Source organism: Pantoea sp. B566 (assembly GCF_024793925.1).
GTDB lineage: Bacteria > Pseudomonadota > Gammaproteobacteria > Enterobacterales > Enterobacteriaceae > Pantoea > Pantoea ananatis.
On the sequence record NZ_JANUQL010000003.1, the window covers coordinates 2,545,725 to 2,558,768 of the forward strand.

The 13,044-nt window shown below is 53.6% G+C and carries 11 protein-coding genes; 8 read left to right on the forward strand and 3 right to left on the reverse strand.

Features of this window, described 5'->3' with window-relative positions; translation table 11 throughout:
- Positions 1–7: 7 nt before the first annotated feature.
- The gene (prlC, locus tag NYE92_RS13660) at positions 8–2,050 is read right to left on the reverse strand and encodes an oligopeptidase A (protein ID WP_015699358.1); all 2,043 of its coding nucleotides are present in this window, start codon (positions 2,048–2,050) and stop codon (positions 8–10) included.
- Positions 2,051–2,421: 371 nt separating this feature from the next.
- On the opposite strand from prlC, the gene NYE92_RS13665 reads away from it, so the two are divergent.
- On the forward strand, positions 2,422–3,264 hold the full coding sequence (locus tag NYE92_RS13665) for a 23S rRNA (adenine(2030)-N(6))-methyltransferase RlmJ (RefSeq protein WP_013027606.1): 843 nt from the start codon (positions 2,422–2,424) through the stop codon (positions 3,262–3,264).
- Positions 3,265–3,325: 61 nt separating this feature from the next.
- Positions 3,326–4,141 (forward strand): CPBP family intramembrane glutamic endopeptidase, encoded by an 816-nt coding sequence (locus tag NYE92_RS13670; RefSeq protein WP_105079947.1) that lies wholly within the window; start codon positions 3,326–3,328, stop codon positions 4,139–4,141.
- A gap of 3 nt (positions 4,142–4,144) precedes the next feature.
- Here the strand turns inward: NYE92_RS13670 and rnz are convergent, their stop codons facing one another.
- Positions 4,145–5,056 carry a ribonuclease Z gene (gene rnz, locus NYE92_RS13675; protein WP_014604804.1) on the reverse strand — a complete coding sequence of 304 codons (912 nt, stop codon included), beginning with the start codon at positions 5,054–5,056 and terminating at the stop codon, positions 4,145–4,147.
- 124 nt (positions 5,057–5,180) lie between these two features.
- Here rnz and gorA point away from each other — a divergent pair, with 124 nt between their 5' ends.
- The gene (gene gorA, locus NYE92_RS13680) at positions 5,181–6,533 is read left to right on the forward strand and encodes a glutathione-disulfide reductase (RefSeq protein ID WP_029570766.1); all 1,353 of its coding nucleotides are present in this window, start codon (positions 5,181–5,183) and stop codon (positions 6,531–6,533) included.
- Positions 6,534–6,592: 59 nt separating this feature from the next.
- On the opposite strand, the gene NYE92_RS13685 is transcribed toward gorA, so the two are convergent.
- A complete protein-coding gene (locus NYE92_RS13685) occupies positions 6,593–7,723 on the reverse strand; it encodes an ROK family transcriptional regulator (RefSeq protein ID WP_014604803.1) in 1,131 nt (376 codons plus the stop codon).
- A gap of 299 nt (positions 7,724–8,022) precedes the next feature.
- On the opposite strand from NYE92_RS13685, the gene NYE92_RS13690 reads away from it, so the two are divergent.
- From NYE92_RS13690 to NYE92_RS13710, 5 genes are all read left to right on the forward strand, one after another.
- Positions 8,023–8,796 carry an inositol monophosphatase family protein gene (locus tag NYE92_RS13690; protein WP_228225488.1) on the forward strand — a complete coding sequence of 258 codons (774 nt, stop codon included), beginning with the start codon at positions 8,023–8,025 and terminating at the stop codon, positions 8,794–8,796.
- Positions 8,797–9,088: 292 nt separating this feature from the next.
- Complete coding sequence (locus tag NYE92_RS13695; protein ID WP_014604801.1) at positions 9,089–10,189, forward strand: ABC transporter ATP-binding protein; 1,101 nt, start codon at positions 9,089–9,091, stop codon at positions 10,187–10,189.
- Complete coding sequence (locus NYE92_RS13700) at positions 10,186–11,052, forward strand: ABC transporter permease (protein ID WP_105080817.1); 867 nt, start codon at positions 10,186–10,188, stop codon at positions 11,050–11,052. Before NYE92_RS13695 ends, NYE92_RS13700 begins: the two co-directional genes overlap by 4 nt.
- Positions 11,052–11,888 carry an ABC transporter permease gene (locus tag NYE92_RS13705; RefSeq protein WP_014594835.1) on the forward strand — a complete coding sequence of 279 codons (837 nt, stop codon included), beginning with the start codon at positions 11,052–11,054 and terminating at the stop codon, positions 11,886–11,888. Before NYE92_RS13700 ends, NYE92_RS13705 begins: the two co-directional genes overlap by 1 nt.
- Positions 11,889–11,919: 31 nt before the next feature.
- Entirely contained in the window at positions 11,920–13,023 is a 1,104-nt protein-coding gene (locus NYE92_RS13710; RefSeq protein WP_259019069.1) for an extracellular solute-binding protein, read from the forward strand.
- Positions 13,024–13,044: the final 21 nt, after the last annotated feature.

Genomic DNA, 13,044 nt, shown 5'->3' on the forward strand with positions numbered 1-13,044 from the left:
GTACGGCTTATCCCTGAATACCGTAGTGTTCCAGCATGGCATCCAGCTGTGGTTCACGGCCGCGGAAGCGTTTAAACAGCTCCATCGGTTCTTCTGACCCGCCGCGCGTCAGAATATTGTCGAGGAAGGACTGCCCGGTATCCCGGTTGAAAATCCCCTCTTCTTCAAAGCGCGAATAGGCATCTGCTGCCAGCACATCGGCCCACAGATAGCTGTAATAGCCCGCTGCATAGCCACCCGCAAAGATATGGCTGAAGGCATGAGGGAAACGTCCCCACTCCGGGCTGGGGACCACGGCGACTTTGCTTTTCACTTCGCGCAGGGTTTCGAGAATCTGTGCACCTTTTTCCGGATTGAATTCGGTATGCAGGCGGAAGTCGAACAGGCCGAACTCCAGCTGGCGCAGGATAAACAGCGCCGCCTGGTAGTTTTTCGCCGCCAGCATTTTATCCAACAGTTCTTTAGGCAGTGGCTCACCGGTTTCGTAGTGCCCCGAAATAAACGCCAGTGCTTCCGGCTCCCAGCACCAGTTCTCCATGAACTGGCTAGGCAGTTCCACGGCGTCCCATGGCACGCCATTAATGCCGGACACGCCCGCTGCCTCGATGCGCGTCAGCATATGGTGCAGGCCGTGACCGAACTCGTGGAACAGGGTAATCACTTCGTCATGCGTAAACAGCGCAGGCTTGCCGCTTACCGGACGGTTGAAGTTACAGGTCAGGTAAGCCACCGGTTTTTGCAGGCTCCCGTCCGCTTTACGCATTTGGCCCACGCAGTCGTCCATCCATGCGCCGCCGCGTTTGTGTTCGCGAGCATAGAGATCGAGATAGAAACTGCCGCGCAGCTCGCCGCTTTCATCGAACAGATCAAAGAAGCGGACATCCGGATGGTAAACATCGACGTCAGTGCGCTCTTTCGCGGTAATACCGTAAATGCGCTTCACCACTTCAAACAGGCCGGACACTGCACGCGACTCCGGGAAGTAAGGGCGCAGCTGTTCATCGCTGATGGTATAAAGATGCTGCTTCTGCTTTTCGCCGTAGTAGCTGAGATCCCATGGGTTCATGGTTTCTACGCCGAACGCTTTCTGCGCAAAAGCGCGCAGCTGCGCCAGCTCTTTCTCACCCTGTGGACGGGCGCGATCGGCCAGATCGTTCAGGAAATCGATCACCTGTGCCGGGCTCTGTGCCATCTTGGTGGCCAGGGATTTATCCGCGAAGGAGTCGAAGCCCAGCAGCTGCGCCAGCTCGTGCCGCAGCGCCAGCTCTTCCGCCATAATCGGACCGTTATCCCATTTACCCGCGTTAGGGCCTTGATCGGAGGCGCGGGTCGAATAGGCGCGGTACATCTCTTCGCGCAGCGCGGCATTATCGCAATAGGTCATGACCGGCAGATAGCTGGGGATATCCAGCGTCAGTAACCAGCCTTCCTGCCCTTTGGCTTCCGCCTGGGCTTTCGCTGCGGCCAGCGCGCTTTCCGGCATGCCCGCCAGCTCGCTTTCGTCCGTAATCAGCTTGCTCCAGCCCATTGTGGCATCAAGCACGTTGTTACTGTAGGCCGAGCCCAGCTCGGAAAGACGCGCGGCAATTTCGCCGTAACGCTGCTGCTTGTCTTTTTCCAGACCGATACCGGAAAGCTCAAAATCACGCAGTGCGTTATCGACCGCTTTCTGCTTTGCCTGATCCAGCGAAGCATAATGACTGCCTTCTTTCAGATCGCGGTAGGCCTGATAAAGCCCTTCGTGTTGGCCCACCCAGGTACTGTATTCAGACAGCAGCGGCAGCGTTTGTTCGTAGGCTTCGCGCAGTTCCGGACTGTTTTTAACCGAGTTCAGATGGCTGACCGGTGAAAAGATACGGCTCAGGCGGTCATCGGTTTCTGCCAGCGGCTGAACCAGGTTATCCCAGGTGTAAGGTGCGCCTTGCGCCACCACTTTTTCCACCATTGCGCGGCATTCATTCAAAACGTCGGTTACGGCGGGCACCACATGTTCAGGCTTAATCGCTGAAAACGGGGGAAGTGTGAACGAGGTGAGTAACGGATTGGTCATAGCGCAGTCCTTTAACAATGTGTGGGGCGCGACGGCTCGCGCGACGCAATTTAATTAACATGCGGTCGGATATCACGAAAATCAATGGCGCGACCGGCGGTGATTTCAACAATGGTGCGAATAGTGATCCTTCTGACAATGAGATCAATCATAGCCGACGCCAAAACAGGCTATCACTTTCCTGTCGCTGAATACGTAACGGAGGTTAACAGCCTGTGGCAGATTGCTATGCAAAGTGTAAAGCGGTCTGAACAGGGAAAACCGGCCTCGCGGGCGACGGATGCGCGAAATGCCAGCAATTATTCCCGTCTGTCGGTATAATCGGGCCAATATCACTATTTTTAGCTTCAACCGCGGAAATCCCCTTTTTTATGCTGAGTTATCGCCACAGTTTTCACGCCGGCAACCATGCCGATGTGCTTAAGCACACCGTACAAAGCCTCATCATCACCGCCCTGAAAGAGAAAGAAAAACCGTTTTTCTATCTTGATACACATGCAGGCGCAGGACGTTATCAACTGAGCGGCGAGCATGCAGAGCGTACCGGCGAATATCTGGAAGGCATTGGACGCATCTGGCAGCAGCCGGATGCGCCCGCACTGCTGCAACCCTATTTTGATGCGATTCATGCCCTGAACCGCAGTGGAACGCTGCGTTACTATCCAGGCTCCCCACTGATCGCCCGCCACTTGCTCCGCCCGGAAGATAAGATTCAACTGACCGAGCTGCATTCCAGCGATTTTCCCATGCTGCGCACTGAGTTCAGTAAAGACAGCCGCGCGCGCGTTGAAAAGGCCGATGGCTATCAGCAGTTAAAATCAAAGCTGCCCCCGCTTTCACGCCGTGGGCTGGTGCTGATCGATCCACCTTATGAAATGAAGAGTGATTACCAGGCGGTCGTCAAAGGCATTCAGGAAGGCCACAAGCGCTTTGGCACCGGCGTTTATGCCCTGTGGTATCCGGTTGTCATGCGTCAGCAAATCAAGCATATGCTGCGCGATCTGCAGGCGACCGGCATTCGAAATATCCTGCAAATTGAACTGGCTGTGCGTCCTGACAGCGATCAGCGCGGGATGACCGCCTCCGGCATGATTGTGATCAATCCCCCCTGGAAGCTGGCCGATCAGATGAATACGCTGCTGCCGTGGTTACACCAGAAACTGGTACCGGCAGGTACAGGTCATTTCAGCGTAAACCAGATCGTTCCTGAATAACGCCTTTCCCGTTTAGCGTCGCCGGTTCAGTTACGGCGGCGTGATATCGCAGGTCATTTTTATGTGGATTATTCTGGCAGGCGCCCTGGCGGCTCTGCAACCGGCGAAACGCCTCTCTCTGTTACTGCTGGCACTGGCAACGGCTCTGGGTGTGTACCAGAACGTGCTGGACTGGCCCGTTACCCTCGTTTTTGCTGCGGTGGCAGCGCTGGTCGCGTTTCGTATTTACGATCGCCGCAGTCGCTTGTGGCAGGGCATAAGCGAGGTGCTCCTGGTCGTGATGGCCGCTGCGCTGCTGCTGCATGTTATTCCCGGCTTTAACAATCCGCGTCAAATCGATGCCGTTCAGGTAGGCGCACGCAGCCTGCCCTTCTCTTTTTCATTTAATTTTGACAAAGCCCTGATCCCCTTCCTGTTGCTGGCCTGTATGCCGACGCTGTTCAAAGCTGAGGCGCACCCACCGCGCACGCCTCTGTTATGGCTGGTACCCGTGGCGGCGATTCCGCTGCTGTTAGTCAGCGCGGTAGGACTGGGTGGCCTGGCGTTTGAGCCACACCTGCCTGACTGGCTGGGCGCGTTCGCACTGGCCAACCTGTTTTTTGTCTCGCTGGCAGAAGAAGCATTTTTTCGTGGCTATCTACAGCAGCGGCTGCGCCAGAAATGGGGCGGCACAATCGCCCTGGTGGCCACCGCCTTGCTGTTTGGCCTGGCGCATGCGTCCGGCGGCGTACTGCTGATGATATTTGCCGGACTGGCCGGGCTCATTTATGGCCTGGTCTGGCACTGGAGCGGCCGGCTCTGGCTGGCAACAGCCTGCCATTTTGCACTCAACATGGTTCATCTGTTGTTGTTTACCTACCCGGCACTGATGCATTAGTCGTTACAGCGTAAAGACGGCCAGGTCATACGCCATCTCGGTTTCGGGGAAAATGGCCTGGCACTCTGCCAGCAAACGCGTCATATCTCTGGCGAGATAGCGTGAGCTAAAATGCGTGGCGATCATCCGTTTTGCACCGGCCTGCTTTGCTACTGTAGCGGCCTGCACGGTAGTTGAGTGACCGCGCCCGTTGGCTTTTTCCGCCAGCGCATCCTCCAGCGTGGTTTCGTGCACCATCACATCCACATTGGCCGCCAGCTGTAACGCCACCTCGGTGGGTGCCGTATCGCCAAAAATCGCCAGGGTTTTTCCTTTGGTGGACGGCCCCAAATATGCCGCGCCATCAATGGTGCGTCCATCTTCCAGCGTAATACGTTCTCCCTGCTTCAGCTGTTGATACCACGGGCCACGTGGCACACCTTCCGCTTTGAGACGTGCGGCATCCAGAAAGCCGGGCTTGTCTCGCTGTTCAATACGATAGCCAAAGCAGTCAATAGTGTGATTCATCGGCCAGGCCGTGACACGAAACTCGCCATCATCCAGCACCTCGCCCGCCGCAATCTCGATCACCTCAAGCGGATAGTCGGTGTACGAGCTGGACAGGGAAAGTGCGCTATCAACAAAGGCTTTCAGTCCTTTTGGGCCGTAAACCGTCATCGGCGTGGTCAGCCCGGCCATTGAACGGCTGGTGAGCAGGCCCGGCAGGCCAAAAATATGGTCACCGTGCAAATGGGTAATAAAGATTTTATCGAGCTTGCCGGGTTTAAGATCGGATCGCATAAACTGAAGCTGAGTGCCTTCACCACAGTCAAACAGCCAGGTGTCGCCACTGCTTGCCCGGGTGAAGGCAATGGCGGTGACGTTACGCTGCAAGCTGGGCGCGCCACCGCCCGTGCCAAGAAAAGTCAGGTGCATGCTATGCTTCTCTGTAAGTAGTGGAAAAATATGGCCTGTTACAATCATAGGCGCAATTTTTGCGACACCGTGCCCTGCGGCGTTACACTCTATATCAATTTCCATGTAACCGGATGATACTTCAATGACCCGACATTATGACTATCTCGCCATCGGCGGCGGCAGCGGCGGTATTGCTTCGATTAACCGTGCAGCAAGCTATGGCCAGAAGTGTGCCTTGATAGAAGCCAAAGCGCTGGGCGGAACCTGCGTCAACGTAGGCTGTGTGCCGAAAAAAGTCATGTGGCATGCCGCGCAAATCGCCGAGGCCATTCATCTTTACGGGCCTGATTATGGTTTTGATACCACGGTAAACCGCTTCGACTGGGGCACGCTGGTCAAAAACCGCAGCGCCTACATCGACCGTATTCACCAATCATACGACAATGTTCTGGGGAAAAATAAGGTCGATGTCATCACCGGTTTTGCCCGTTTTATTGATGCGCATACCGTTGAAGTCAATGGCGAAACCATTACGGCCGACCATATTTTGATCGCCACCGGCGGACGTCCGAGCCATCCCTCTATTCCCGGAGCGGAATACGGAATTGATTCAGATGGCTTCTTTGAACTTGATGCGCTGCCAAAACGGACCGCGGTGATCGGTGCCGGTTATATCGCGGTTGAGCTGGCAGGCGTGGTCAATGCGCTGGGCTCGGAAACCCATTTATTCGTCCGTAAACATGCCCCGCTGCGCAGCTTTGATCCGCTGATTACCGATACGCTGGTTGAGGTCATGAACGCGGAAGGCCCAACGCTGCATACCGAGGCGACACCAAAAGCCGTCGTGAAAAATTCCGATGGTAGCCTGACGCTGCAGTTGGAAAACGGCAGTGAATACACCGTGGATTGCCTGGTCTGGGCGATTGGCCGGGTGCCGGAAACCGACAGCCTGAATATCGAGGCGGCGGGCGTTGCGCTGGATGAAAAAGGCTATATTAAGGTCGATAAATTCCAGAATACCAACGTGCCAGGCGTTTATGCCGTTGGTGATAACACCGGCGCCGTTGAGCTGACGCCGGTAGCGGTGGCGGCAGGTCGTCGCCTGTCTGAGCGGTTGTTTAATAACAAACCCGATGAGCACCTGGATTACAGCAATATTCCTACCGTGGTGTTCAGCCATCCGCCGATCGGCACCGTGGGCCTGACGGAGCCGCAAGCGCGCGAGCAGTACGGTGATGACCAGGTAAAAGTCTACAAATCGTCCTTTACCGCAATGTATACCGCGGTGACCCAACATCGCCAGCCGTGCCGCATGAAGTTAGTCTGCGTCGGCCCGGAGGAGAAGATTGTGGGTATTCACGGCATCGGCGGCGGAATGGACGAGATGCTGCAGGGCTTTGCGGTGGCGTTGAAAATGGGCGCGACCAAGAAAGACTTTGATAACACCGTGGCGATTCACCCGACGGCGGCAGAAGAGTTTGTGACGATGCGTTAATCCGCTTACGCGCATAACGTAGCGCTGCCCGCTGACCCTGTGGTCTGCGGGCAGCAGCCTCAATTAAAATAGGTCTCCCGCAGCGGCGTCAACGCCGCGCCCAGCGCCGAACTGTCCCCTTCGATCTCGCTCAGCAGAATATCCGGATATTCCGCAGAAATGTTCCAGCGTTTACCCGAACTGATGCGCGGCATGGCTAAAAACATTTCGCCCAGCTTACGGGGAATCTCGCCCCCTAATATGATGGCTCCGGGATCGATCACCGCATTCATGGCATCCATTGCCCGATGCAGGTTTGGCGTGACGTCTTCTACCCACTGTTGCGCAATCGGCCAGGCCGGATCGAATTTATGATTGAGATCGCGAATATCTTTAATTTCAATACCACCGTTACGTAACCGATCGATCAAGATCCCCAGGGCCGGGCGCAGCTTGCCCTCTTCCGGCGTAAAAATACGGCTGATCTCCCCCGCATTTCCAAACGCACCCTGGAACGGTTTACCGTTAATCACGATGCCACCGCCAAAACCATAATTAAAAGAGAGATAGCCAAAGGTATCGTATTTCAGCCCGGCGCCTAAAAAGGCTTCAGCGTGCGCCGCCGTTGTGGCGTTATTTTCAATCCATACTGGTCGATCAAATAACATGGTAATTTCACGGCGCAGATCGATGCCCATCCAGTTTTTTAAAGGTTCAGGCGGATTGAAATACTTTCGTGATTCATAAAGAAAGCCCGCCATGCTGTATCCCACACCACAGACTTTGTCTGGCGAAATACCGTATTGTTTCAAGGTATCCAGATAGTGATGTTTGATGTTGAGTAATGTACGGGCAGGATCGCGCGGATGCGTATCCAGTACGCAGTATTCTGTAATACCGCCCCGGAAATTAATCAGGCTGGCGGCAACGCTGTCTGAGTTAATAGAGATGCCGTAACCGTAACGCGCATTCGCATTCAGTGATAACGATGGGCTGGGCTTGCCTCTTCCCTGGGACGGTGATTCCCCCAGGCTGAGAAAGCCGTTTTCGGTCAGCGTATCAACAATGCGGTGAACAGATGACTGATTCAGAATGGTTTGCGAAACCAGCGAGGAGCGGGAAATGCCATCGTTGCGGCGGACAAGCTCAAGAATGAGTTTTTCACTGCGATTAAGTTCGACTTCATGACCAGCGGAATATCCATGAACCACAGCGTTGTCCTCACCGTATTTAATAATGGGTTCTGTTAATACCCTAGCATGCTTTTATGCAGTACGAATAGTAAAGGCCCCTGCCTTTACGTTTTAATAAAATGTGCTGCTTTTCAGCTTCTCCGGCCCGGTTTTTCCCGATCATAAAAGCATCATAATAGTGAAACATAACGGAGAGACACTCTAATATCATGCAATGAGCATTATATTAAAAGCGAGCCTTATGTCCGGATGGGCACTTTCATGTGCGTAGGGTTCTGTCTTCATTCACATGCTTCTTCTTATACATCAGGTAAACAATGGAAACGCGCTTAAAGGTTGCTGAACGCATCGCACAAGAGGCTTCACTTTTGGCTCTTGACTATTTCAGACAGCTGAGTGAATTAGCGATCTGCGAAAAAAGGCCGCAGGATGTCTTCAGTGAAGCCGATCGGGAAGTGGAAAATCTGATTCGGCAGCGCCTGGAACACCATTTCCCACAGGATTCTGTTGTTGGGGAAGAGCATGGCGGTGAGCTCAGCGCCAGCTACTGGTCTGTTGATCCTATCGATGGTACGAGTAACTTCCTGCGCGGCTCGTCATTGTGGGGGATTTCTGTTGGCTATGTGCACGATGGCGAGCCGGTTATGGGCGTGATCGTCCATCCGGTATTAAACCTCATGGTCAGCGGCGGCAAAGAGACAGGGGTTTATCTGAATGGTGAACCCTTTGAACGGCCAGTGGTCGCCGAGGCGCTGAAAACCGTGGCGATTGGCGATAGTCCATCATGGGATTTCACCCATCAGCTCTGTCTTGAAAAGGCCTATCGGGACGACGGCTGGAATGTGGTGCGCTATCGCTGTGCCACCGTAGGTTTAACCTTTAGCGTGCTGGGTTACGTTGACGGTTATCAGGAATGTTTTAGCAGCATGTGGGACGTTTCTGCGGGTTATGCACTCTGTAAAGCGGCCGGACTGGATGCGCATCTTGCCGGCACACAGGAAAAAAGCAGTACACATGTTAGTGTCGGTACGGCTGAAATGAACCGCCTTTCCGCCCAGTTTATCCCTCACCCTCGTTTTACTCCCGCCTGACCACGCATTGCCCCCGGCTTACCTCATCACTGCATTTCAGGACAGCGTTCCCCCGCTGTCCTGCCCTCTGTGCGCTTGCTGATACAACAACCTTGTTCTTCGCCTCAAATATTAATCACAACGCATTAAAATAGTTAGCGCGTTAAACGTACGATTTCAAAGTAACCCTTCATTTAACTGTTATATATAGGTTTTAAAAACTTAATAAATTCTTAACCTGTCTGAAATTGCTTAAATTCACTACAGCAAATTATTATGCGTCTCGCATTAATTAAGAAGTCCCTGGCATTATATGACGGAGCAGCCCAACGTGAACACGCTAGAAATACACAATGCCATGCTGACGTTCGACGATTTTGTCGCGCTGAACGGCATTTCACTGCAGGCCAAAAAAGGACAATTTGTTTCCCTGCTTGGCCCATCTGGCTGTGGCAAAACCACGCTGCTTAAAGTTATTGCCGGCTTTTACAGTCTTGATAGTGGCGAAGTACTGATCCACCAGCAGGACATGCATCATGTAAAACCTGAACATCGCGACACGGCGATGTGCTTTCAGTCCTATGCGCTTTTTCCTCACCTTTCCGTTGCTGAAAATATCGGGTTTGGCCTCAAGCAAATGAAGATGGCGAAAACGGACATTCACGATCGCGTCGCGCAGACCGCCGCTCAGGTATCGCTGAATGCGCATTTGCCTAAACTGCCCGCGCAGTTATCCGGCGGTCAGCAGCAGCGCGTGGCGCTTGCCAGAGCGCTGGCCGTGCGTCCGGAAATCGTGTTGTTCGATGAGCCGCTGTCAAATCTGGATGCCAAATTACGCGACAAGGTACGACTGGAGATCAGACAGCTTCAGCGCTCCCATGGGTTTACCGCCATTTATGTTACCCACGACCGTGCAGAAGCCTTGTCGATGTCTGACATTGTAGTGGTCATGAATGCCGGAAAAATTGAACAAACCGGTACGCCGGATGAGATCTATTATTCCCCGGTAAACCGCTTTGTCGCCGGTTTTGTCGGTCAGGCTAACGTCATGAAAGCCCGCGTAGTGGATAGCGACAGCAGCACCGGTATTTATCGCATTGCGTGCGTACTGGGCGAAATGGAGATCCATAGCCATGTGCCGCCCGTCTCGGACAAGGTCTATACCTTCTGGCGCCCTGAGGATGCCTTACTCAGCGAACACAGTGCCGGGAAAAACACGCTGGCCTTCGAGATCGGTGCGGTGAGTTTTCTGGGCAACCTTTCTGAACTCCAGGTTCATCCGCTGGGCCATGAAGAAACGGAATATCAGTGGTGTATCCAGCTGGTCGGTAAAAACCACATTCGCGAAGGTGACAACGTTAATTTCTCTATTGCGCCAGACAAGATCCGCTTTTTACGGGAAAGCTATTCATGAAAACGCGCAACCGGAACAGGCTCTGTTGGTTGCTGGTCCTGCCTGCGGTCGCGCCGGTCATCATCACTCTGGTGCTGATTGTGATCATGGCGTTAGCGCAATCCGTTGGCCTGTTTAATTTTGGCGCACCGGCGCACTTCACGCTTCAGTACTGGCAAACCATTCTGAATGACAGCCAGCTGTGGCGCGCGACAGGCTATTCGCTCAGAATCGGCGTGCTGAGTGCAGTGCTGTCCGTTGCCCTGGCGATTCCGCTGGCACTGTGGCTGAGAAAGCCGTTTCCCGGCTCGATGCTGATGGGCGGCTTACTCAAAGCCCCGCTGATGGTACACGGGCTGGTGGCTGCGCTGCTGTTTATCAACCTGATTTCCTGGCAGGGCTTTATTAACCTGGGCTTGCTCAAGCTGGGGATCATCTCGCACCCCATCAGAATGCAGAATGACCGCTGGGGAATTGGCGTGATTATTTTGCAGGTCTGGAAACAACTTCCCTATGCGCTGCTTATCATTACCGGCAGCCTGCGCGCGATTGGTGACGAAATTTTTAATGCCGCACGGGATTTAGGCGCCGGCAAGACTGCCCGGTTGTTACAGATCATCCTGCCCTTATCTATCAAGTCCGTTCAGGTATCGCTGGTGCTGATCTTCATCGGCGCCTTGGGTGACTTTTCATTTCAGGTCGTTGCGGGGCCAACCAGCGTGTTCTCTCTTTCGCAATACATGCTGCGCTTCCCTGAAATCAGCGCGCAGGGCTGGAATCTTGCGGCCGTTGTCGCGGTAATTTTGATGCTGGCGGCTTTTATCGGTGCAGTGGTGCTTGCCACCCTGGCGAAGTGGCTACAACAAGCCGGAGAACAGAGATAATGAAAGCCAGAGAGACGTTATCCCCGCTGCGAATCGTCATGATGATCCTTATCACCGCCCTGTTTATGCTGTGGCTGGTTATTCCCTTTATGTTGACCGTCCTGTGGTCACTGGTCGATAAAACCCATCCGTGGGCATGGCCAGATGCCCTGCCGCCGGTTCTCTCACTGGGACGCTGGGTGGAGGTATGGACCACGACCGCGTTACCCCAGGCGCTCAGGAACAGCTATTTACTGGCGGCAACCGTCTCCGTCTGCACGCTGATGTTGGCTCTGCCTGCCGCGTGGGCGTTTGGCAGAATGTCGTTTACGGGCAAACACCTTTTACAGAATGCGATCTTACTGCCGCTTATCGTTCCGGGCTTTGTCGTCGCGCTGTTTTTTTCCATGTTGCTCAACGTGGCGGGCATTCACAGCCGGTTTGGTGGCATTTTGCTGGGGCATATTATTATCTTGATGCCTTATGCCGTGCGCATTCTGACCCTGTCATTTTCGCAGATACGCCAGGACACGCTCGATGCAGCACGAGATATGGGCGCTTCGGTGATCAACCGTTTTTTAGTGGCCTGCCTGCCCACCATCAGACCGGGAATATTTGCTGCATTAATTATTGTCTTTACGTTATCAATAGAAGAGTTCGCCATAAGTTTCATTGTTGGCTCACCCGATTTTATTACCGTCCCTACCATTCTGTATTCTTATCTGGGTTATAACTTTATTCGACCCAATGCGGCGGTTATTTCTTTAATGCTGGTTGTGCCAAATGTCATGTTGATGTTGATTGCAGAAAAATTACTGACAAAAAATCCTGTCGCCTCCTTTGCAGGAAAAGGCTGACAGTCTTTAACACGCGTTATTGGGGAAAAATATGTTCAGACTCGTTGCTGCAATATTATTGCTGGCCGGGGCTTTCTGTAGCCAGGCTCAGGATTTAACCTCGATGAACTGGGAACAGATTGTCGAACAGGCGAAAAAAGAAGGGAAATTAACCTGGTATCAATGGTATTACCAGGACCGTTTAAAAGAGCAGGTCAGCCTGTTTGAAAAACAGTACGGTATTAACGTTACCCTGTCTGAAGGCACATTACAGGGCAACATTAATAAACTCATGGCTGACCGGGGACGAGAAACGGGCGATATTGATGTGTTTTCGATTGGCGGGGGCGCATTCGGTACCGTATCGCCTCAGCAAACGTTTTTTGGCCCGCTTAATACACTGCTGCCGGAAGGCAAAGCCCTGAACTACACCATTGAGGGAACGGACAGTAAAGGCTATGGCGTGGCATTTTGGGGCAACCAGACCGGTCTGGCCTACGATTCGCGCCGCCTGAAAGAAAGTGAGTTGCCACGAACCCTGCCGCAGATTACGTCCTTCCTGCAAAGTCATCCTCAGGAATTTGGCTTCAACGTTGAAAACGGCGGTTCCGGCCCGGCCTTTATTGAATCGGTGACGCGCACGCTGGTACCGGGTTTTGATTTCACCAAAGGCGACGCTGATGTAAAAAGCCTGACGGCTCTGCAGCCCGCCTGGAACTGGTTCAAACAGCAGCGCCCCAACTACATCATTACGGCCTCCAACGCCGACAGCGTCACCCGACTGGTCAGCGGTGAGTTCCTGCTGGTCCCCGCCTGGGAAGATTACCTGGTGGGATTAGAAAACCACGGTGAAGTCCCGAAAACTATCCGGCTGTATATCCCCGATTTCGGCATGCCCGGCGGCGGAAATATGGTGGCGATACCTAAAAACGCGCCCCACAAAGCGGCAGCGTTGCTGTTTATCCACTGGTTGACGCTGCCCACCACCCAACGGCTGTTCCAGCAGGTTTATGGCATTACGCCTCAAAACAAAGAAGTGAATCGTGATGCCGGGCTGATCAACAGCAAAGAGCGCGTTCATGGCACTCAGTTCATGCCTAAACCGCTGGGTGATGAAGTCAGGACCGAATTCTCTAACCAGGTTTTGCTTAAGTAGACCTGCGATAAAACCCTAACA

Coding starts and splice junctions, on each gene's coding strand:
- NYE92_RS13665 (WP_013027606.1), top strand. CDS start 2,422: ATGCTGAGTTATCGCCACAGTTTTCACGCCGGCAACCATGCCGATGTG.
- NYE92_RS13705 (WP_014594835.1), top strand. CDS start 11,052: ATGAAAGCCAGAGAGACGTTATCCCCGCTGCGAATCGTCATGATGATC.
- prlC (WP_015699358.1), bottom strand. CDS start 2,050: ATGACCAATCCGTTACTCACCTCGTTCACACTTCCCCCGTTTTCAGCG.
- NYE92_RS13670 (WP_105079947.1), top strand. CDS start 3,326: ATGTGGATTATTCTGGCAGGCGCCCTGGCGGCTCTGCAACCGGCGAAA.
- NYE92_RS13700 (WP_105080817.1), top strand. CDS start 10,186: ATGAAAACGCGCAACCGGAACAGGCTCTGTTGGTTGCTGGTCCTGCCT.
- gorA (WP_029570766.1), top strand. CDS start 5,181: ATGACCCGACATTATGACTATCTCGCCATCGGCGGCGGCAGCGGCGGT.
- NYE92_RS13710 (WP_259019069.1), top strand. CDS start 11,920: ATGTTCAGACTCGTTGCTGCAATATTATTGCTGGCCGGGGCTTTCTGT.
- NYE92_RS13695 (WP_014604801.1), top strand. CDS start 9,089: ATGACGGAGCAGCCCAACGTGAACACGCTAGAAATACACAATGCCATG.
- NYE92_RS13690 (WP_228225488.1), top strand. CDS start 8,023: ATGGAAACGCGCTTAAAGGTTGCTGAACGCATCGCACAAGAGGCTTCA.
- rnz (WP_014604804.1), bottom strand. CDS start 5,056: ATGCACCTGACTTTTCTTGGCACGGGCGGTGGCGCGCCCAGCTTGCAG.